Source organism: Solimonas soli DSM 21787 (genome assembly GCF_000474945.1).
Classification (GTDB): Bacteria; Pseudomonadota; Gammaproteobacteria; order Nevskiales; family Nevskiaceae; genus Solimonas; species Solimonas soli.
The window spans coordinates 87,446-106,462 of sequence record NZ_AXDW01000015.1; the positions used below are offsets into that span (position 1 = coordinate 87,446).

At 69.4% G+C, this 19,017-nt stretch carries 17 protein-coding genes; 9 read left to right on the forward strand and 8 right to left on the reverse strand.

Annotation, left to right across the window (positions count from 1 at the left end; translation table 11 throughout):
• Positions 1-16 precede the first annotated feature (16 nt).
• Positions 17-928 carry an alpha/beta fold hydrolase gene (locus K344_RS20875; RefSeq protein ID WP_051362040.1) on the reverse strand — a complete coding sequence of 304 codons (912 nt, stop codon included), beginning with the start codon at positions 926-928 and terminating at the stop codon, positions 17-19.
• Between the two features lie 121 nt (positions 929-1,049).
• On the opposite strand from K344_RS20875, the gene K344_RS0108505 reads away from it, so the two are divergent.
• The gene (locus tag K344_RS0108505) at positions 1,050-1,673 is read left to right on the forward strand and encodes a phosphoadenosine phosphosulfate reductase family protein (protein ID WP_028080310.1); all 624 of its coding nucleotides are present in this window, start codon (positions 1,050-1,052) and stop codon (positions 1,671-1,673) included.
• A 12-nt stretch (positions 1,674-1,685) separates the two neighbouring features.
• Here K344_RS0108505 and K344_RS0108510 read toward each other — a convergent pair whose 3' ends face one another.
• On the reverse strand, positions 1,686-2,549 hold the full coding sequence (locus K344_RS0108510) for an alpha/beta fold hydrolase (RefSeq protein WP_028080311.1): 864 nt from the start codon (positions 2,547-2,549) through the stop codon (positions 1,686-1,688).
• A gap of 106 nt (positions 2,550-2,655) precedes the next feature.
• Here K344_RS0108510 and K344_RS0108515 point away from each other — a divergent pair, with 106 nt between their 5' ends.
• A complete protein-coding gene (locus tag K344_RS0108515) occupies positions 2,656-5,988 on the forward strand; it encodes a transglutaminase family protein (RefSeq protein WP_028080312.1) in 3,333 nt (1,110 codons plus the stop codon).
• A gap of 6 nt (positions 5,989-5,994) precedes the next feature.
• Here K344_RS0108515 and K344_RS0108520 read toward each other — a convergent pair whose 3' ends face one another.
• Positions 5,995-6,501 (reverse strand): nuclear transport factor 2 family protein, encoded by a 507-nt coding sequence (locus K344_RS0108520; RefSeq protein WP_028080313.1) that lies wholly within the window; start codon positions 6,499-6,501, stop codon positions 5,995-5,997.
• Between the two features lie 497 nt (positions 6,502-6,998).
• Here K344_RS0108520 and K344_RS0108525 point away from each other — a divergent pair, with 497 nt between their 5' ends.
• From K344_RS0108525 to K344_RS24310, 3 genes are read left to right on the forward strand one after another with little or no spacing between them, the layout of a single operon-like run.
• Entirely contained in the window at positions 6,999-7,307 is a 309-nt protein-coding gene (locus K344_RS0108525; protein WP_211234498.1) for a hypothetical protein, read from the forward strand.
• 4 nt (positions 7,308-7,311) lie between these two features.
• On the forward strand, positions 7,312-8,910 hold the full coding sequence (locus tag K344_RS20880; RefSeq protein ID WP_051362041.1) for a PepSY-associated TM helix domain-containing protein: 1,599 nt from the start codon (positions 7,312-7,314) through the stop codon (positions 8,908-8,910).
• Positions 8,907-9,200 carry a hypothetical protein gene (locus K344_RS24310; protein WP_043114114.1) on the forward strand — a complete coding sequence of 98 codons (294 nt, stop codon included), beginning with the start codon at positions 8,907-8,909 and terminating at the stop codon, positions 9,198-9,200. Before K344_RS20880 ends, K344_RS24310 begins: the two co-directional genes overlap by 4 nt.
• Positions 9,201-9,207: 7 nt before the next feature.
• Here the strand turns inward: K344_RS24310 and K344_RS0108540 are convergent, their stop codons facing one another.
• Both K344_RS0108540 and K344_RS20890 read right to left on the reverse strand, forming a co-directional pair.
• Complete coding sequence (locus K344_RS0108540; RefSeq protein ID WP_028080315.1) at positions 9,208-10,344, reverse strand: zinc-dependent alcohol dehydrogenase family protein; 1,137 nt, start codon at positions 10,342-10,344, stop codon at positions 9,208-9,210.
• Positions 10,341-10,814 carry an acyl-CoA thioesterase gene (locus K344_RS20890; RefSeq protein WP_051362042.1) on the reverse strand — a complete coding sequence of 158 codons (474 nt, stop codon included), beginning with the start codon at positions 10,812-10,814 and terminating at the stop codon, positions 10,341-10,343. The genes K344_RS0108540 and K344_RS20890 overlap by 4 nt, the downstream gene beginning before the upstream one ends.
• A gap of 127 nt (positions 10,815-10,941) precedes the next feature.
• Here K344_RS20890 and K344_RS0108550 point away from each other — a divergent pair, with 127 nt between their 5' ends.
• The 3 genes from K344_RS0108550 to K344_RS0108560 all read left to right on the forward strand — a co-directional run bounded on the left by K344_RS0108550 (position 10,942) and on the right by K344_RS0108560 (position 15,127).
• Positions 10,942-12,597, forward strand: coding sequence for a 3-(methylthio)propionyl-CoA ligase (locus tag K344_RS0108550; RefSeq protein WP_245586160.1), 1,656 nt, complete (start codon positions 10,942-10,944; stop codon positions 12,595-12,597).
• A 97-nt stretch (positions 12,598-12,694) separates the two neighbouring features.
• Complete coding sequence (locus K344_RS0108555) at positions 12,695-14,221, forward strand: zinc-binding metallopeptidase family protein (protein ID WP_028080317.1); 1,527 nt, start codon at positions 12,695-12,697, stop codon at positions 14,219-14,221.
• A gap of 99 nt (positions 14,222-14,320) precedes the next feature.
• Entirely contained in the window at positions 14,321-15,127 is an 807-nt protein-coding gene (locus K344_RS0108560) for a sterol desaturase family protein (RefSeq protein WP_028080318.1), read from the forward strand.
• Between the two features lie 5 nt (positions 15,128-15,132).
• Here K344_RS0108560 and K344_RS0108565 read toward each other — a convergent pair whose 3' ends face one another.
• The 3 genes from K344_RS0108565 to K344_RS0108575 are packed head-to-tail and all read right to left on the reverse strand — an operon-like array spanning position 15,133 to position 16,983.
• Positions 15,133-15,741, reverse strand: coding sequence for a 2-hydroxychromene-2-carboxylate isomerase (locus K344_RS0108565; RefSeq protein ID WP_028080319.1), 609 nt, complete (start codon positions 15,739-15,741; stop codon positions 15,133-15,135).
• Complete coding sequence (locus K344_RS0108570; protein ID WP_028080320.1) at positions 15,738-16,583, reverse strand: D-hexose-6-phosphate mutarotase; 846 nt, start codon at positions 16,581-16,583, stop codon at positions 15,738-15,740. The genes K344_RS0108565 and K344_RS0108570 overlap by 4 nt, the downstream gene beginning before the upstream one ends.
• 13 nt (positions 16,584-16,596) lie before the next feature.
• The gene (locus K344_RS0108575; protein WP_028080321.1) at positions 16,597-16,983 is read right to left on the reverse strand and encodes a DUF488 domain-containing protein; all 387 of its coding nucleotides are present in this window, start codon (positions 16,981-16,983) and stop codon (positions 16,597-16,599) included.
• A gap of 194 nt (positions 16,984-17,177) precedes the next feature.
• Here K344_RS0108575 and K344_RS0108580 point away from each other — a divergent pair, with 194 nt between their 5' ends.
• Positions 17,178-18,995 carry an acyl-CoA dehydrogenase C-terminal domain-containing protein gene (locus K344_RS0108580; protein ID WP_028080322.1) on the forward strand — a complete coding sequence of 606 codons (1,818 nt, stop codon included), beginning with the start codon at positions 17,178-17,180 and terminating at the stop codon, positions 18,993-18,995.
• Positions 18,996-19,017: the final 22 nt, after the last annotated feature.

The window sequence follows — 19,017 nt, forward strand, 5'->3', positions numbered from 1 at the left end:
CGGAGCTAAACCGCCGTCAGAGGCCGTGGCGGCGCAGGAAGGCGAGCGCGAGCGCGGCGGTCGTGGCCGGATCTTCCTGCATGAAGCAGTGGCCGCCGTGCACGATCTCGAGCTGCAGCGAGGGCAGCAGGCGACGGGCCTTGTGCGCGGCCATCGGCATGAAGGGATAGCTGGCGTCGCCGTGCACGAACAGCACCGGGCAGCGCAGGCGACGCAGGGCGGGCCAGGGGTAGACGGGATGATCGAAGATCTCGGCCTCGAGCCACTTCGGACAGCAGAGCACGCGTTCGACGCCGCCGCCCGGCATCGGTTCGTCGCGGGTCGCATGGTCGATGAAGCAGCCGAAGGCTTCGTCGGTCCAGTCCTGATAGATGCCGCGATCGTGCAGGCGGTCCCAGGCCGCCTGCCGCGAAACCCAGCGGTCGCGACGACGGCGCGCGGCGCGCGACAGCGGATTGCGCCGCAACGCGGCGGCGATGCGCGTCGCCAGATAGAAGCGGTTCGGCAGCAGGATGGGATCGAGCAGCACCAGCGCGCGGAACAGCTCGGGATGCGCGGCCGCGACCTGCACGGTTTGCGCGGCGCCGTAGCTGTGGCCGATGCCGATCAGCTGACCCGCCTGCAGGCCCTGGTCGGCGATGATCTGCGGGATGCGCGCGGCGATCCGCGGCGTACCGGAAAAACGCGAGGCCGCGTCGCTGGCGCCGTGCCCTTCGAGATCGTGGCAGAACAGGCCGTAGTCGGCGACGAAATGGCGGAGCAGCGGCCAGTAGACGCCGCCGCAGAAGCCGTTGCCATGCAGGAAATGCAGGGTCAGCGGCGGGCCGTCATGGCGGCGGCCGCGCAGCACCGGCCCGTCGCCGGCAGCGGACTGCCAGGCGGCGAGCTGGAGGAAATCGCTGGGTGTGAATCGGCTGGATGCGGACACGATCGGCGGAGCCTAGCAAAGATGGCGTCTTTTAGACGGCTTCGCCGCGATGCGGGAAAATGCGCGGACCGCCCCCATGTAGGGGCACGTGGCCATGACGGCCGCCTGCCGGAGTGTCGAGATGGCGTCGTCCGATTCTTTTGCCCTCAATCCGCAGCGCCCCGGTGAAGCCCTGGCGCTGATCCGCGAGACCCTGCGCGACGGCGAGCCGGCGATCGTCACCAGCAATTTCCGCCCGTTTGCGGCCGTCATGCTGCATCTGCTGACGCAGGTCCGGCCGGATATGCCGGTGATCTGGATGGACAGCGGCTACAACACCGCCGACACCTACCGGCATGCCGAGGCCCTGCGCGCGCAGCTCGGCCTCAACCTGCATGTGTACGTGCCGCGCCGCACGCGCGCCCAGCGCGAGGCCCTGGAAGGCGCGCCGCCCGGCCGCGACGATCCGCGCTTCGACGCCTTCGTGCGCGAGGTGAAGCTGGAACCCTTCGAGCGCGCGCTCGCCGATTTCAAGCCGAAGGTCTGGTTCAACGGCGTGCGCGCCACCGACACCGCCAAGCGCGCCGAGATGCGGCCGGTCGAGCGCAATGCCGACGGCATCCTCAAGGTCGCGCCGCTGCTCGACTGGACCTCGCGCGATCTGCACCACTACCTGCAGCAGCACGGCCTGCCGAACAACTGGGACTACGTCGATCCGACCAAGCCCGATCCGGCCCAGGAGTGCGGCCTGCACCTCGCCCACTGAGGCGCGTCGGCCTCAGTCGCGCAGGAAGGCGGCGAGCCGTTCGCCGGTCTGCTGCGGCCGGTCGAAGTGCAGCATGTGGCCGGCGCCGTCGATGACGGTTTCCTCGCGCCGCGCGAAGCAGGCGCGGCGCGCGGCGCGCTCCTCGGGCGAGAGCATGGCCATGAACGGCGAGGCGCCGCCGTCGACGAACAGCGTCGGCGCCGTGATCTGCTTCCAGATTTCCTTCGATTCGGCGGCGCGGTACAGCGCCGGCATGCTGAGGCGGTGACGCGGATCGGCGAGCAGGCGCACGCGGCCACGGCCGTCCTCGCAGCCCCAGCCGCGCGCGACGAAAAGCGCGCGCGCCTCGCTCAGCTGCGGATGCTGGACGCGCACGCGCTCGGCGAGCGCCGCGAACGAAGCGTAGGTCTTGGCGCGCATCGGCATGCGCAGTTGCCTGAGCCAGCGGCGATAGCGCTCCGGCGCCTGCTCCGGCGCGGCGTCGGGTGAGGCGAGGCCGTCGATGACCACGAGCTTTTCGACGCGCGACGGCTTCAGGCCGGCATAGAGGCTGACGATCTGCGCGCCCATGCTGTGCCCGACCAGGCGGATCGGCGCGTCGGTGCCGGCGTAGTGATCGACGAGCGCGTCGAGGTCGGCGACGTAATCGGCGAACCAGTAGCCGTCGGCCGGCCACTCCGTGTAGCCGAGCCCGCGCCAGTCGGGCGCGACCACCTGGCACGCGTCGAGCAGAGGCTGCACCAGATTCTCGAAGGTCGCCGAGGCGTCGAGCAGGCCATGGCCGAGGATCAGCAGTGGCTTGTCCGGGGCGCCCCAGCGGCGCACGTGATAGCGCAGGCCGCGGATGCGGACGAAGTCGGAACGGCTGGTCGGCACGGGGGCTTCACATGGAGAATGGCACGACAGTATAAAGTCGCGCGATGCGAGGTCCGATGGCATCGCTTTTGCCAGCAGATATCGCCGAAACCGGGACCTCAGCCGCATGTCGATCCACGCCGCCCTGCATCACCAGACGGTTTACCGCTACGACCGCCGGGTCTCGCTGTCGCCGCAGCTGATCCGCCTGCGCCCGGCGCCGCACGCGCGCACCGAGATTCTCGGCTACTCGCTGAAGGTGTCGCCCGATCCGCACTTCCTCAACTGGCAGCAGGACCCGTTCGGCAACTGGCAGGCGCGCGTCGTGTTTCCGGAGAAGGTGACGGAATTCAGCGTCACCGTCGATCTGGTCGCCAATCTCTCCGTCATCAACCCGTTCGACTTCTTCGTCGAGGGCTATGCGCAGTCGTTTCCCTTCGACTACGAGCCGGGCCTCAAGGCGGAGCTGGCGCCTTACCTGCAGCCGCAGGCCGCCGGACCGCTGCTCGCGCAATACCTCGCCGCGGTACCGCGCGAAGCGAAGTCGACGATCGACTTCATCGTCGAACTCAATCGCCAGCTGCAGCAGCACATCGGCTATCTGATCCGCATGGAACCCGGCGTGCAGGCGCCGGAGGAAACGCTTGAGAAGCGTTCCGGCTCCTGCCGCGACTCGTCGTGGCTGCTCGTGCAGCTGCTGCGCCAGCTGGGACTCGCGGCGCGTTTCGTGTCCGGCTATCTCATCCAGCTCAAGCCGGACGTCAAGCCGCTGGAAGGCCCGGCGGGAGCCGCCGAGGACTTCACCGATCTGCACGCCTGGGCCGAGGTGTACATTCCCGGCGCCGGCTGGCTCGGCCTCGACCCGACCTCCGGCCTGTTCGCCGGCGAGGGGCACATTCCGCTGTCGGCGACGCCGGAACCGTCCTCGGCGGCACCGATCACCGGCCTCGTCGACGAGTGCGAAGTCAGCTTCGGCCACGACATGCAGGTCACGCGCATCTTCGAGACGCCGCGCGTCACCAAGCCGTACAGCGACGAGCAATGGCAGGCGATCGACGCGCTCGGCGAGCGCGTCGACCATCAGCTGCGCGTCGACGACGTGCGCCTCACCATGGGCGGCGAGCCGACCTTCGTCGCGGTCGATGATCCGCAGGGCGAGGAATGGAACACCTCGGCGGTCGGTCCGACCAAGGCCAACCGCGCGCTCGATCTGGCGCTGCGCCTGCGCGAGCACTACGCGCCGCAGGGCCTGCTCACGTATGGCCAGGGCAAGTGGTATCCCGGTGAATCATTGCCGCGCTGGGTCTACAGCCTGTACTGGCGCCGCGACGGCGCGCCACTGTGGCGCGCGCCGGTGGTGAAGCCCGACCAGGCGCGGCCGCCGACGCTGCTGCAGGCCAACCAGTTCATGCTCGCGCTCGCCGAGCGGCTGGAGGTCGATCCGCGCAACGTCATCGAGGCCTACGAGGACGCGCTGCACTACATGGTTCGCGAGCGCAAGCTGCCGATCAATGTCGATCCGACCGACAGCCGTCTCAAGGATCCGGAAGAGCGCGCGCGTCTGACGCAGGTCTTCGAGCGCGGCCTCGGCACGCCGCGCGGCTATGCGCTGCCGGTGCAGCGCTGGCAGGCCGCCGCGCGCTGGATGAGCGAGCGCTGGCTGCTGCGCACCGGCAAGCTGTTCCTGCTGCCCGGCGATTCGCCGATCGGCCTGCGTCTGCCGCTCGAATCGCTGCCGGCGGTGCCGGGCGCCGCCGTGCCGGTGAGCTATCCGGTCGATCCTTACGCCTTGGCGGAGACGCTGCCGGGCGCGGATCCGCGCCGCCAGCCGTTTCTGCAGCTGCGGGGGCGCGAGGAGCCGCAGCGCCGCGTCGCGGGCCAGAAATGGCGGCCCGAGCAGCCGCCGGCGCAGCGTTCGAGCAGCGCTTTCCTGAACGGCACCAATGTGCGCACGGCCATCACCGTCGAGCCGCGCGAAGGTTGGATCAATGTCTTCCTGCCGCCGGTCGGACGCACCGAGGATTTCCTCGATCTGGTCGCGGCGATCGAGGACGTCGCCGCCGAGACCGCGCTGCCGGTGCGCATCGAAGGCTACGCGCCGCCGCACGATCCGCGTCTCGAGATTCTCAAGATCACGCCCGACCCCGGCGTCATCGAGGTCAATGTGCAGCCGGCCCGCTCCTGGCAGGAATTGCGCGACAACACGATCACCCTCTACGACACCGCCTTCCAGGCGCGGCTGTCGACCGAGAAGTTCCTGATCGACGGCCGCGCCGTCGGCACCGGCGGCGGCAATCATGTGGTCGTCGGCGGCGCGCGCACCCAGGATTCGCCGTTCCTGCGCCGGCCGGACGTGCTCGGCAGCATGATCCGCTACTGGCAGAACCACCCCTCGCTCTCGTATCTGTTCTCCGGTCTGTTCATCGGCCCGACCTCGCAGCATCCGCGCGTCGACGAGGCGCGCGACACGCAGCTCTACGAGCTGGAGATCGCGCTCGCGCAGCTGCCGGCCAAGGGCTGGAACGTGCCGCACTGGATCGTCGATCGCACCCTGCGCAACCTGCTCGTCGATCTGACCGGCAACACGCATCGCGCCGAGTTCTGCATCGACAAGCTGTACTCGCCGGACGGCCCGACGGGTCGACTCGGTCTCGTCGAGTTGCGCGGCTTCGAGATGCCGCCGCATGCGCGCATGAGTCTCGTGCAGCAGCTGCTGGTCCGCGCGCTGATCGCCTGGTTCTGGCGCGAGCCGTACACGCGGCCGCTGATCCGCTGGGGCACGCAGCTGCACGACCGCTGGATGCTGCCCTACGACAACTGGCGCGATCTCGGCGAGGTCATCGCCGATCTCAACCGCGCCGGCCTCGCCTTCGAGCACGACTGGTTCGCGCCGCACTTCGAGTTCCGCTTCCCGCGCCATGGCGCATTCCGCTACGAGGACATCGAGATCGAGCTGCGCCACGCGCTCGAGCCCTGGCCGGTGCTCGGCGAGGAGCCCGGCGCCGGCGGCACGACGCGCTACGTCGATTCCTCGGTCGAACGTCTGCAGATCAAGGCGAAGAACCTGGTGCCGGGCCGACACGTCGTCGCCTGCAACGGCCGTCCACTGCCGATGCGGGAAACCTTGGCTTCCGGTGGTGTCCGCGGCGAGAGCGTGGCCGGCGTGCGCTACCGCGCCTGGCAGCCATACGCCTGCCTGCATCCTGCGATCGGCGTGCACACGCCGCTGGTGTTCGACCTCTACGACACCTGGACGGGCCGTGCGCTCGCCGGCTGCACGTATCACGTCGCGCATCCGGCGGGTCGCAACTACGACACCTATCCGGTCAACGCTTTCGAAGCCGAGGCGCGGCGCATTGCGCGCTTCGAGGCGATCGGCCACACGCCGGGCCGCTACGTGCTCGGCAGCGCCAGCCCGAATCCGGACTTTCCGGCGACGCTCGACCTGCGCCGGCCCTGAACCGCGTCAGCGCAGGGGAAGGGAAGACGTGAAGCCGCTGTCCGGAAAGGGCAGGCTCAGCGTCGTCATCGGCGTGACGTAGGATTTCGCCACTTTCCAGCGGCCGTCCTCGATCACATAGGTGTCGCGATATTCCATCGACAGCTGCGTGATGGTCTTGTCCTGGTTGTTGATCTGCACGAACCACAGGGTCCACTCGCCGGTCGCCGTGTGCTCGTCGAGCACTTCGATCACCGGCTGCAGGCCGTGATGGATGTCGTGCACGAGCCAGGCCTTCTTCTCGGTCGTCGCACAGCCGATGCGCTCGAACACTTCGACCAGCGGCTCGCGATCACTGAACTTGCCGAGCACGCCGTAATCGAGATCGGCCCCGTGCCTGACGAAGCATTCGCGGAACGCAACCGGATCCTTGCGGTCGCAGGCACGCCAATAGCGATACTTCAACTGCTCGATCTCGCGAATGGCTTCGAGGCGCTGCACGCGCCGCGTCAGTTCGGCGATGTCGGTGCTCATCCGGATTCTCCTGATTGTGATCGATGCCGGGGTTGACCATGACCATAGCGGCGCGTGGTCCAGCCGTGCCAAGTCCGAATGGACGACCGTGAGCGATCCCGGGCCGGCCGACGATTTAGATTTTCTAACGGGTGAGCCCAATAAAAATCAATTGTTGCGGCGCAGCAACCGCGCTTTAATACACCCACACCAACGGTCGATGCCTCGAAACGAAGCTCCCGGCGGTACCAGTCTCCTCCAGATCCCGCTCAGGGGTCTCTTTAAAGCCACCGTCACCGGTGGCTTTTTTTTATCCCGAATTCGGCCCTTACGTCCGGCGTGTGCATTGGCGGCGGCGGAGTCCCGGTCTTGCCGACGTCCGGCCTGGAAGGGCGAGGGCGGCGATCGGGCGGAGAAAACGTACTAAACGGTAGCCGGGGCGTTCGACGCAGGCATTGAAATCGAGAATCGATCTCAATAAACTTCGGCGACGTCGTCCGCCAGAGAGTGCCGCAAGCATGTCGCTCGCCATGTCGCAGACCGAAGCCTTGCCATCGTCGCGGTGCCTTGCGTGGTGGCGCGGCATGCTCGCCGGTCCGCTGTCCTTCGTGACCGCCGCCTTGATCATGCTCGGCAGCACGGTGTGGCTGCCGTCGGGTCGCGCGCAGATCGACAATCTCGTCCTGCCGATCGTGCTTTTCCCACTGATCTGGACGGCGCTCTTTCTTTACGCATTGCTGGCCAGGCGGCTGACGCGCGCCTATGCGGTCGTCGGCGTGCTCGGCGGCGTGAACGCGGCGCTGGTCGCCGCGCGCCTGTGGGCCTGACGCAATGGTCAGGCTGCCGCAAAACGAGACGAAGAAACTGCTGGCCATTCACGGCTGGTCCGGTGTGCTTCTGGGCCTGCTGCTCTACGCCGTGATCTGCACCGGGGTCGCCGCCGTCTTCGAGGACGAGATCAAGGACTGGTCGAGCGCGCTGCCGACGCGCACCGAGGCCGAATTCCCGCTCGGCCTCGATGCGGCGATGCGCCGCCTCGCCTCGGAGACCGATGCGTACTTCCTGCACGACCTGTCGATCTGGCCGGCCGGCGGCGGCCGCCTCAACCTGCTGTTCCACGTGCACGAGACCGATGCCAGGGGCAGGCCGATCGAGCGCGGTGTCGAGTATGAAGTCGACGGCAACACGATGCGGACGGTGGCGCGCCGCGAAGGCGTGCTCGATGACATCGGCGGCGAACGGCGGTCGAGCGCGCTCGCCGATTTTCTCGTCGATCTGCACGTGCGCCTGCACCTGCCGAATCCCTATGGTCTGTTCCTGACCGGCGTGCTCGGCCTAGTGATGATGATTGCCGCCGTCACCGGCTTTCTGGTCCATCGCCACCTGATCAAAGAGCTGTTCACGCTGCGCCGGCGCCGCGACCAGCTGCTGACCGCGCGCGACGTGCACGTCGTCGCCGGCGCCTGGAACCTGCCGTTCGCCTTCATCCTCGCCTTCACCGGCAGCTTCTTCAGCTTCGCGAGCGCCTTCGCCCTGCCGGCGATGGCCATGGTCGCCTTCGGCGGCGACCAGGCGAAAATGTTCGAGACACTCATCGGCAAGGCCGTGCCGGAGGACGCGCGCGCGGCCACGCCGGCCGATCTCGACGCGGTGCTGCGCGACGTTCGCGGGCGCGCCGGCGAGGAGCCTTACTTCATCAGCTTCGAGCACTACGGACGTGCCGACGGCGTGATCACGCTGTTCATGGAACCCCGGCAGGGCGAGCTGACGCCGATCACTTATCTCTACTCGGGTGCGAACGGTGCCTTCCTGCAGGACAAGCCGCTGCTCGGCCTCGCGCCTTCGTTCGGCGGGCAGGTGTATGCCTTGATCGGGCCGCTGCACTTCGGCAATTTCGCCGGGCCGTTGTCGAAGACGGTGTGGTTCGCGCTCGGCTTCGCCGGCGCCTACGTCACCCTGACCGGCATGCTGCTGTGGACGCAGCGCCGCGCCGAGCAGCGTGCGTGGCGGCGCATGGGCGCGGTGGTGCACTGGGTCGGCTACGGCTTGCCGCTGGCCTTGCTCGCCTGTCCTTACGGTTATTTCATCGCCCTGGCCAGCGGTGCCGACGCGATTTCCGCACAGGCCGTGGCTTTCCTCGGCACGGCGGCGCTGGCGCTGATCGTCGTGCTGCTCTTGCGCCGCCATGACGCGATCCGGCGCGCCGCGCTGTTCGCCGGCGCGGCCGCGATGCTGGCCATGCCGCTGGTGCGCCTCGCCGCCGGCGGGCTCGGCTGGCCGGCGGCGCTGCGTGCCGGCATCGCCGTCGTGCCGGCAGTCGATCTGGCGCTGCTGTTCGCGGGGCTCGTCTGCCTTGTCCTGGTCCGGCGTGGTTTTGCGCGGCCGCAGAGCGCGGCGCTGCCCGACGCCGATCTGCCGGAGACGGCATGAGCATCGCGATCCTGCTGGCGATCGTCGTCAGCGCCGTGGCGCTGTTGCTGCTCGGCCGGCGCGATCCGAAGCGTCTGCGCGCCGCCGTTTCGTCGTCGCTCGCGCCGCACACGCCCGCGCAGCGTCGCGCGCTGGCGGCGCTCGCACTGGCGCCCGGCGCGCTGCTCGCGTGCGCCGGCCAGGCCGCCGGCTTCGTCATCTGGCTCGGCGCCGCCGTCGCGCTGGGCTGGCTGCTGACGCAGATGCTGGCCGTCGGCGGCCGTGCGCGGCGCGCGCACGACGCCGTCTGAACGCGTCCTAGAACTCGACGACCTGCCGCACCGCTTCGCCGCGCGCCAGGCGGTCGAAGCCGGCGTTGAGCTCATCGAGCGTCAGACGATGCGTCAGCAGGCGCTCGACCGGCAGGCGGCCGGCGCGGTGCAGGGCAACGAAGCGCGGCAGATCGCGCGCCGGCAGCGCCGAGCCCATGTACGAACCTTTGACGGTGCGCTCCTCGGCGACGAGGCTGACCGCCGGCACGCGGAACTCCTTCTGCGGATGCGGCAGACCGGCGGTGATCGTCGTGCCACCGCGCCGCGTCGCCGCGTAGGCGGCGGCGAGCGCGAGCTCGGAGCCGGCGGTCTCGATCGCGTACTGCGCGCCGCCGTGCGTGAGCGCGCGAATCTGCGCCACGGCATCGGCAGCCGTGGCGAGCACGGTGTGCGTGGCGCCGAGGCGCGCCGCGACTTCGAGCTTGGCCGGCAGCACGTCGACGGCGACGATCGGCTGCGCGCCGGCGGCGACGGCGCCGAGCAGCGCGGCGAGGCCGACGCCGCCGAGGCCGAAGATGGCGACGCTGTCGCCCGGCGCGACGCGCGCGGTGTTGACGACGGCGCCGACGCCGGTCATCACCGCACAGCCGAACAGCGCGGCGATCGACCAGTCGAGGCGCGGCGCGTCGCCGCCGGCGATGCGCACCGCCGAACGCGCCGAGACCACCGTCGCATCGGCGAAGGCGGAGACGCCGAGATGGTGATGCAAGGCGGCGTCGCCCTCGTGCCAGCGCCGTGCGCCGGACAGCAGCGTGCCGGCGGTATTGGCGCGCGCGCCCGGCTCGCACAGCGCGGCGCGGCCTTCGGCGCAGTACGCGCAGTGGCCGCAGACCGGCACGAAGGAGAACACGACCTGGTCGCCGGTCGCGAAATCATCGACGTCGGCGCCGAGACCGATGACTTCGCCGGCCGCCTCGTGGCCGAGCACCATCGGCATCAGGCGCGGCCGCGAGCCGTCGATGACGGACAGATCGGAGTGGCACAGCCCGGCGGCGCGCACGCGCACCAGCAGTTCGCCGGGGCCGGGTGCATCGAGCTCGATGGTTTCGATCGCCAGCGGGCGCGAGACGGCATACGGCGCCGGCCGTCCCATCTCGCGCAGCACCGCCGCGCGGACCTTCACGCGTGCGCGCCGTAGGCGGTGACCAGGCGTTCGAGCGCTTCGCGCAGCTGGCCGCCGGGCGGCGAGGGGCGGCGCGTCACGCGATCGACGAAGACGTGCACGAACCAGCCTTCGGCGGCCGGCGTCTTGCGTCCTTCGCGGAACAGGCCGATCTCGTAGCGCACGCTGGAGGCGCCGAGGTGGGCGACGCGCAGGCCGGCGTCGATCGCGTCCGGAAAGACCAGCGAATCGTAGTAGCGGCAGCTCGATTCGGCGCACAGGCCCATCAGCTTGCCGCGATGGATGTCGAGGCCGCCGGCGGTGATCAGATAGTGGTTGATGACGGTGTCGAAGTAGCTGTAGTACTCGACGTTATTGACGTGGCCGTAGACGTCATTGTCCTTCCAGCGCGTGGTGATGCGCTCGAAATGCGGGTAGGCGGCGCGCGGCGCGCTGCCGTCCGGATTGTTGCGGGGCGTCGGGGTGCTCAAACGTTTCTCCTCGACCGGCACGGGCGGAACGCCGACAGTTTAGCGGGCCTCTCGCCCCTGCGGACGATTTGCGGCATGGTTGGCCTGCCGACAATCGGGCGAAGACCAGCGGCGGGAGAACGTGGCGATGCAGTCTCGGAAACAAGGGCCGATTCTCGGCCAGATGATGGAGCGGCCGCTCCTGCTGTCCTCGCTGCTGCGCCACGCCGAGCGCTATCACGCCGATACCGAGATCGTCTCGCGCACGCTCGAAGGCGGCCTCCATCGCTACGGCTACGCCGCGGCGGCGAGCCGCGCGCGCCGCCTGGCGAAGGCGCTGGAGCGGCTGGGCCTGCAGCGCGGCGAGCGCGCCGCGACGCTGGCCTGGAACGGCTATCGCCACTTCGAGCTGTACTACGCGATCTCCGGCGGCGGCGCCGTGCTGCATACCGTCAATCCGCGCCTGTTCCCCGAGCAGATCGCCTGGATCATCAACGACGCCGAAGACCAGCTGCTGTTCTTCGATCTCAGCTTCGCCAAGCTCATCGAGCAGCTCGCGCCGCGCTGCACGACGGTCCGCCACTGGGTCGCGCTGTGCGATGCCGCGCACCGCCCGGACATCGCCGTGCCCGGCCTGCTCTGCTACGAGGACCTGCTCGCCGCCGAACACGACGACTACGAGTGGCCGGAGTTCGACGAGCGCTGCGCCAGTGCGCTGTGCTACACCTCCGGCACCACCGGCAATCCGAAGGGCGTGCTCTACTCGCATCGTTCGATGCTGCTGCACGGCTACGCGAGCTGCCTGCCGGACGTGTTCGGCTTCTCGGCGCGCGACTGCATCCTGCCGGTCGTGCCGATGTTCCACGTCAACGCCTGGACGATTCCCTATGCCGCGCCGATGGTCGGCGCCAAGCTGGTGCTGCCGGGCGCCGCGCTCGATGGCCCGAGTCTCTGCGCGCTGTTCGAGGACGAGGGCGTGACGTTCACCGGCGGCGTGCCGACCGTCTGGCAGGGCGTGCTGCAGCAGCTGCGGCAAACCGGGCGCCGGCCGCGCACCCTGCGGCGCGGCGTGATCGGCGGCTCGGCGGCGCCGCCGGCGCTGGTGGAAACGCTGGCGCGCGACTACGGCATCGAGCTCGATCATGCCTGGGGCATGACGGAAATCTCGCCGCTCGGCACCTACAACAAGCCGAAGGCCAAGCACGCCGCGCTCGATGCCGCCGCGCGGCGCGCGCTCGCCGCCAAGCAGGGCCGGCCGCCGTACGGCGTCGAGATGAAGATCGTCGACGGCGAAGGCCGCACGCTGCCGAACGACGGCGTCGCGGTCGGCGAGCTGCTGGTGCGCGGCCCCTGGGTCGTCGGCCAGTACTTCAACACCGACGCGCCGACCCTGCGCGACGGCTGGTTTCCGACCGGCGACGTCGGCAGCATCGACGCCGACGGCTATCTGTGCATCACCGATCGCGCCAAGGACGTGATCAAGTCCGGCGGCGAGTGGATCGGCTCGATCGAGCTGGAGAATCTGGCCTGCGCGCACCCGGCCGTGGCGCAGGCGGCGGTGATCGGCGTGGCGCACCGGAAATGGGACGAGCGGCCCTTGCTGATCGTCGTGCCGAAGGCGGGCGAGCGGCCGACGCGCGAGGAACTGCTCGGCTGGTACCAGGGCAAGATCGCCAAATGGTGGACGCCGGACGACGTCGTGTTCGTCGAGCAGCTGCCGCTGACCGCGACCGGCAAGATCTCCAAGCTGCAGCTGCGCGAGCAGTTCCGCGAACACCGCCTGCCGGACGGCGAGTCCGGCTAGGGCCTGTCGACGCGCTGGGTCATCCCTACCATCGTCCGTGCATTGCCCGCGTGCTAGCGTGCGCCGGCCGCAAGGGCGACTCCGAGGACATCCGCTGATGACGCACCTGGATCGCAACGCCGCGCGGGCGGCGCTTTTTTCGTTGACCATGCTGCTGACGGCTTGTGGCGGCAGCAGCGGCGACGGCGCCGGCGGCGCGCCGGCGAGCGGGCCGGTCGGCAGCGCCGACGCCGAAAGCTGGCAGGCGGCGCAGGGCTACATGGACGTCATCGCGCATTCGTCCGCCTTCGACGAATGCCTGACCCGCAATCCGGCCGCCGAGCCGTGGAAATGCCTGCGCGGACCGCGTTCCGGCTCGGCGCTCGGGCACGCCGTCGCCGAGTGGATGCGCTCGCGCCTCGCCGCGATCGACGGTCTGACCGGCGTGCGCACGCAGCGCTTCTCGATTCCCGGCTTCGCGCCGCGCGCCTACGATCTCACCGTCGATGCCGACGACGGCGCGACGCCGATCGCCGCCTTTCCCTGGTACTACCGCGGCACGACGCCGGCGGCCGGCGTGGCGGGGCCCATCGTTGATCTCGGCAAGGGCGGCACGCTCGCGCAGCTGCTGGCCGGTGACCTCAGCGGCAAGGTCGCGTATCTGGAAATCTCGCTGGCGCTGAACGCCGAATCCGGCAAGGCCGACGGTCTGCTGCAGCAGATCGAGGACAAGGGCGCGCTCGCCGCGATCGTCGCCACCGATGCGCCGGCCAACGAGATCGCCGCGCAGAACTTCGACGTCGGCACCGGCCGGCGCGCGCTGCCGACACTCATCGTCGGCAAGCAGGACGGCGCGCGCATCGCGGCGCTGGCCGGGCACGACGCGCACGTGACGATCGAGGCGTCGATCGCCGACCAGAGCAGCGACAACGTCATCGCCCGCCTGCCCGGCGCCGATCCCTCGCACATCATCGTCGTCGGCACGCCGATCAACGCCTGGCTGACGGCGAGCGGCGAGCGCGCGCCGGGCGTCGGCATCCTGATCTATCTCGCGCGCTACTTCGCCGAGCAGGCCCGCAAGAACGGCCCGCTGCCGTACACGATCGACTTCGTGGCGACCGGCGGCCACGAGCTCTACGCGGCCGGCGTCGACCGCTATCTCTCCTGCCTCGCGCCGGAATCGATCATGGCCTATGTGCACCTCGGCTCGGGCCTGGTCTACGCCGGCTATGCCAACGGCCTCGACGGCGAGCCGAAGGCGACCGGCGGCCTGTCGCAGGCGCGCACGCTGGCCGTCTCCGAGAACACGGTGCTGCGCGGCGTCAGCGATCCGGCATTCTCCGCTCCGGCGCTGCAGCCGTACTTCAGCTTTCCGCCGTCGCTGTTCATTCCCGGCGAAAACCGCGCGCCATACGCCAAGGGCATTCCGACCGTCGGCATGAACGGCACCAATGCCTATTTCCACACCGCCGCCGACGATGCAACGCAGATCGTGCGCGCCGCGCTCGGGCCGATGGCCGAAGCCTTCCGCGACTCCGTCGCCGGCCTGCTGCAGACCGATGCCATGGCGCTCGCCCGCGCCAACGCGCTGGCCGCCGCGCTCGGCGCGGGCGGCGACGCGCCGTTCTGGGAATGCGCGGATTGAAGTCGTGAGCACGGGCCGCGGATGAAAGATTTTTCATGCGCGGCCCGCGGCGGCGAAATTCATCGGTGATTCACGCCGCGCGCTCTAAACAAGAGCGCGATGGCTCCGACCTTCTTTCAGCACCGGCTTGCCGATCCGCAATGGCTGCGGCTCGCGGCAACGGCGCTGGCCCTCGGCATCCTCCTGGCCGGCGAGGCGCCGTGGCCGCGCCGCGCCGCGCGGCGCCGGCAACGCTGGGCCGCCAACATCGCGCTGCTGATGTTTTCCGCCCTGCTTCTCGCATTGCTGCCGGTGGCGTCGCTCGGCGTTGCGGCCTGGGCGCAGGCGCACGGGCTCGGCCTGCTGAGCGCGTGGCGACCGCCGCGCGGCGCCGAGATCGCGCTGAGCGTGGTCGCGCTCGATCTGGCGATGTACTGGAACCATCGCCTGATGCACGGACCCGACTGGCTGTGGCGTCTGCATCGCGTGCATCACAGCGACGTCGAGTTCGACGCGACCACCGCCCTGCGCTTCCATCCGTTCGAACTGCTCGCGGCGCTGCTGTGGAAGTGGGCGGCGATCGTGCTGCTCGGCGCGTCGCCGCTCGCCGTGCTCGTCTACGAGAGCATCGCCGGCGTCTACGCGCTGTTCGTGCACGCCAACCTGCATCTGCCGGCCCGCCTCGATCGCGCACTGCGTCCGCTGTTCGTCACGCCGGATCTGCACCGCGTGCATCACTCGACCGCCTTCGACGAGGGCAACTGCAACTTCGGCACCATCTTCTCGTGCTGGGACCGCTGCTTCCGCAGCCATCGCGCGCAGCCGCGGCAGCCACACGCGGCGATGCCGATCGGCCTCGATCATTTCCGCGACGCCGAGGCGCAGCGCCTGCGCGCGATGCTGGTGCAGCCGTGGCGCGCGCCGTGAGCGCTTCAGCGCGGTCGCAGGGCCCAGGCCAGCGCGTCGTCGAGGCGGTCGTTGCCCCAGAACAATTCCTTGCCGACCACGAAGCTCGGCGCGCCGAAGATGCCGCGCTGCTGCGCGGCGAGTGAATTGTCGCGCAGCTTCGGCTTCTCGGCGGCACTGAGCGCGTGCGCGATCGCGGCATCGGCGTCGACGCCGACGTCGGCGAGGCAGTCGCGGATCACCGCGTCATCGCCGATGTTGCGGTCATCGGCGAAATTGGCGCGGTAGACGCCGCGCACGAAGGACGGCAGCCAGGGCGCCTCGGCGTGGCTGCAGGCGATGCGCGCCGCCGTCACGCTGGTGCGCGGGAACGACGAAGGCCTGCGCCAGGCGATGTGGTGCTTGGCGCAGAGGCGTTCGACGTCGCGCCACATGTAGCGGCCCTTCTGTTCGTGCACGAGGAACGGCGAGCTCGCGTAGCCCTGCGCCTGGAAGATCGGGCCGAGCAGGAACGGCTTCCACAAGAGCTCCGCGCCGGCGGCGTCGGCGGCCGTTTCGATGCGCATCGCCGCCGGATACGAATAGGTGCTGGCGAACTCGAACCAGAACTCGACGATCGGTCCCTTCGTGTTCATGCGGCCACCAGGCGCTGCGCGGCGCGCCAGCGCGCGCCCGGTGCGAGACGCACGGGCGTGGCGATCGTCGCCGCCTCCAGGCAGAGCATCTGCCGCCAGCCGCCCGGGTCGAGATCGGCGAGCGCCGCCGCCTTGGCCTCGCCCGGATTCCAGACGACGAGATCGGGAAAGTTGCGGCTCTGCACGACGAGGCGCGTATCGCCGTCGCGCAGCTCGATCTGCGGCGGCGCGTGGCAATAGATGCGGTCGACTTCGCCTTCGATCGGCAGAGCCTCGGCCGTCTCGAGATGCCGCGCCGGTGTGCCCGGCGGCTCGCCGGCGGCGGAATCGCGGTAGCGCACGCCCTGCAGGCCGACGACGCGCGCGGCGGCGATATCGGATACGCGCAGATAGGTATGCAGTGCGGCGCTGAAGTGGCAGACCTCGGCGCCGAGATTGACCACGGACAGCTCGATGTCCAGCGCGTCGCCGCCGACTTCGATGTTCAGCTCGGCCTGGAAGTCATGCGGCCAGATCGCGCGCGTCGCCGCGTCGTCGCGCAGCGTGTAGGCGGCATAGGCGCGGCCGTCGTCGCGCAAGCCGTGGCCGGCGCCGATCCAGGGACGCGAGCGCGCGAAGCCGTGCTTGGGCAGCGGGCCCTCGGCGGCGAACTGCGGGAAGATCACCGGCACGCCGCCGCGGATCGCCGCGCCGCCGTCGATCCGCGAGCGGCGGCTGAGATAGAGGCGCTCGCCGCCGCGTGCCGGCTGCCAGGCGCAGACGTGCGCGCCATGTGTACAGATCTCGACGCAGGCGCCGTCGCTGGCGCGCAGCGTTTCGGTGGGAAAGGCGAGGGGGCTCATCGGTTATCCGGGTTCAGGCGATGTCGGCGCCGCGCTCGGCGAGCAGCGCGCGCAGCACGCTGCGGTGGCAGCGCTGTTCGTTTTCGCAATAGCAGCCGACGGCGACGTCGGTCTGCTGCGACAGCACGGCGAGCAGATCGAGCGTGTGCGCGGCGGCCGGCGCCGCCATCTCGCGCCGGTATGCCGTCGCGAACCGCCTCCAGTCGCGCGCGTCGTGCGCGGCCTGCGCCTGCTTGACCAGCTCGGCGCTCGGCGCCAGTTCCGGCAGCCAGACGTCGTACCAGTCCCGCCTGGCGAAATCGGCCTTGGCGACACCGCGCGGCGGCCGGCGCACGGTGCCGATGCGCGGCCCTTCGCGCGGGCCGCGCGGCGTGCCGAGGCGGACGATATGAACGCTCATCGCTGTCGCAGATCCGGCATGGGTGGAAACGCGAGCATGCCTTGCTTCGGCCCCGTGGCGCCAGCTGTCGCGCGGCGCCGGATCGGGGGATAAATCAGAGGCAACATTGCCTGTGGCGGCGGTCGCTCAGGCCAATGGCGCTGCCATGTTGCACCGCCACAATCCGCGCCACTCCTATTCGTCAGGGTTCCCCAATGCCTGCCTACAAAGCCCCGCTGCGCGACATGCGCTTCCTGATCAACGAAGTCTTCGACTATCCGGCGCACTACGCCGCGCTGTCGAACGGCAAGGATGCCGATCCCGAAACCGTCGCCGCCATCCTCGAGGAAGGCGCCAAGTTCTGCGAAGAGGTGCTCTCGCCGCTGAATCGGTCCGGCGACGAGGAAGGCTGCCACTTCGAGAACGGCAAGGTCACCACGCCCAAGGGCTTCAAGGAAGCCTATGCGCAGTACGTCGCCGGCGGCTGGCAGGGCCTCTCGCACCCGACCGAATACGGCGGCCAGGGCATGCCGATGTCGATGGGCCTGTTCAAGACCGAGATGATGGGCACCGCCAACTGGTCGTTCAACATGTATCCGGGCCTGTCGCTCGGCGCCATGAACACCATCCTGCAGCACGCGTCCGACGAGCTGAAGGCCATTTACATGCCGAAGCTCACCGAAGGGACCTGGACCGGCACCATGTGCCTGACCGAGCCGCAGTGCGGCACCGACCTCGGCCAGGTCAAGACCCGCGCCGAGCCGCAGGCCGACGGGACCTACAAGATCACCGGCACCAAGATCTTCATCTCGGCCGGCGAGCACGATCTCGCCGACAACATCGTGCACATCGTCCTCGCGCGCCTGCCGGACGCGCCGCCCGGCACCAAGGGCATCTCGCTGTTCATCATCCCCAAGCATCTGCCGGCGGCGGACGGCTCGGTCGGCGCGTTCAACAAGGTCGTGTGCAGCGCCATCGAGCACAAGATGGGCATCAAGGCTTCGGCCACCTGCGTCATCAACTTCGAGGAATCGACCGGCTGGATGATCGCCGAGCCGAACAAGGGCCTCGAAGCGATGTTCACCTTCATGAACACCGCGCGCATCGGCACCGCGATCCAGGGCGTCTGCCACGCCGAGCTGTCGTTCCAGGGCGCGCTGCGCTACGCCAAGGAGCGCCGCTCGATGCGCGCGCTCGGCGGCAAGAAGGAGCCGGACAAGGTCGCCGATGCGATCATCCACCACGCCGACGTGCGCCGCATGCTGCTCACGCAGAAGGCGATCGCCGAGGGCGGCCGCGCGATGATCTACTTCGCCGCGCAGTACGCCGACCACATGACCAGTGGCGTCATCGAAGGCGATGCCAAGAAGGTCAAGCACTGGGACGACAAGCTCGGCTTCCTCACGCCGATCCTCAAGGGCTTCCTCACCGAACTCGGTTTCGAAGCCGCCAATCAGGGCGTGCAGGTGTTCGGCGGCCACGGCTACATCAAGGAACACGGCATGGAACAGATCGTGCGCGATGCGCGCATCGCCATGCTCTACGAAGGCACGACCGGCATCCAGGCGCTCGACCTGCTCGGCCGCAAGGTGCTGATCATGACGCGCGGCGGCGCGGTGCGGGAATTCACCGGCCTGATCGCGCGATTCGCCGTCGAGCATCTGCGCAACGCCAAGCTGCGCCGCTACGCGACCTCGCTGGCGACCTACGCCGCCGAGTGGAACGTGCTGACCACGCGCATCATGCTCACCGCGCGCAAGGATCGCGACAGCGTCAGCGCCGCCAGCTACCACTTCCTGATGTACTCGGGCTACGTGACGATGGCCTACTTCTGGGCCCTGCAGGCCGCCGTCGCCAGCGACAAGCTCGCCAAAGGCGGCAGCGAGAAGCCGGAGTTCTACAAGGCCAAGCTGGCGACCGCGCGCTTCTACTTCGATCACCTGCTGCCGCGCGCCAAGGGCCACGCCAGCTCGATGGTCAAGCCGAGCAAGTCGCTCATCAAGCTGCCGGTCGAGCACTTCGCGTTCGAATGACGCGTCGCTGAAGGTCGAGGAA

Coding starts and splice junctions, on each gene's coding strand:
- K344_RS0108505 (WP_028080310.1), top strand. CDS start 1,050: ATGGCGTCGTCCGATTCTTTTGCCCTCAATCCGCAGCGCCCCGGTGAA.
- K344_RS0108515 (WP_028080312.1), top strand. CDS start 2,656: ATGTCGATCCACGCCGCCCTGCATCACCAGACGGTTTACCGCTACGAC.
- K344_RS0108520 (WP_028080313.1), bottom strand. CDS start 6,501: ATGAGCACCGACATCGCCGAACTGACGCGGCGCGTGCAGCGCCTCGAA.
- K344_RS0108525 (WP_211234498.1), top strand. CDS start 6,999: ATGTCGCTCGCCATGTCGCAGACCGAAGCCTTGCCATCGTCGCGGTGC.
- K344_RS20880 (WP_051362041.1), top strand. CDS start 7,312: ATGGTCAGGCTGCCGCAAAACGAGACGAAGAAACTGCTGGCCATTCAC.
- K344_RS24310 (WP_043114114.1), top strand. CDS start 8,907: ATGAGCATCGCGATCCTGCTGGCGATCGTCGTCAGCGCCGTGGCGCTG.
- K344_RS0108550 (WP_245586160.1), top strand. CDS start 10,942: ATGCAGTCTCGGAAACAAGGGCCGATTCTCGGCCAGATGATGGAGCGG.
- K344_RS0108555 (WP_028080317.1), top strand. CDS start 12,695: ATGACGCACCTGGATCGCAACGCCGCGCGGGCGGCGCTTTTTTCGTTG.
- K344_RS0108560 (WP_028080318.1), top strand. CDS start 14,321: ATGGCTCCGACCTTCTTTCAGCACCGGCTTGCCGATCCGCAATGGCTG.
- K344_RS0108565 (WP_028080319.1), bottom strand. CDS start 15,741: ATGAACACGAAGGGACCGATCGTCGAGTTCTGGTTCGAGTTCGCCAGC.
- K344_RS0108570 (WP_028080320.1), bottom strand. CDS start 16,583: ATGAGCCCCCTCGCCTTTCCCACCGAAACGCTGCGCGCCAGCGACGGC.
- K344_RS0108575 (WP_028080321.1), bottom strand. CDS start 16,983: ATGAGCGTTCATATCGTCCGCCTCGGCACGCCGCGCGGCCCGCGCGAA.
- K344_RS0108580 (WP_028080322.1), top strand. CDS start 17,178: ATGCCTGCCTACAAAGCCCCGCTGCGCGACATGCGCTTCCTGATCAAC.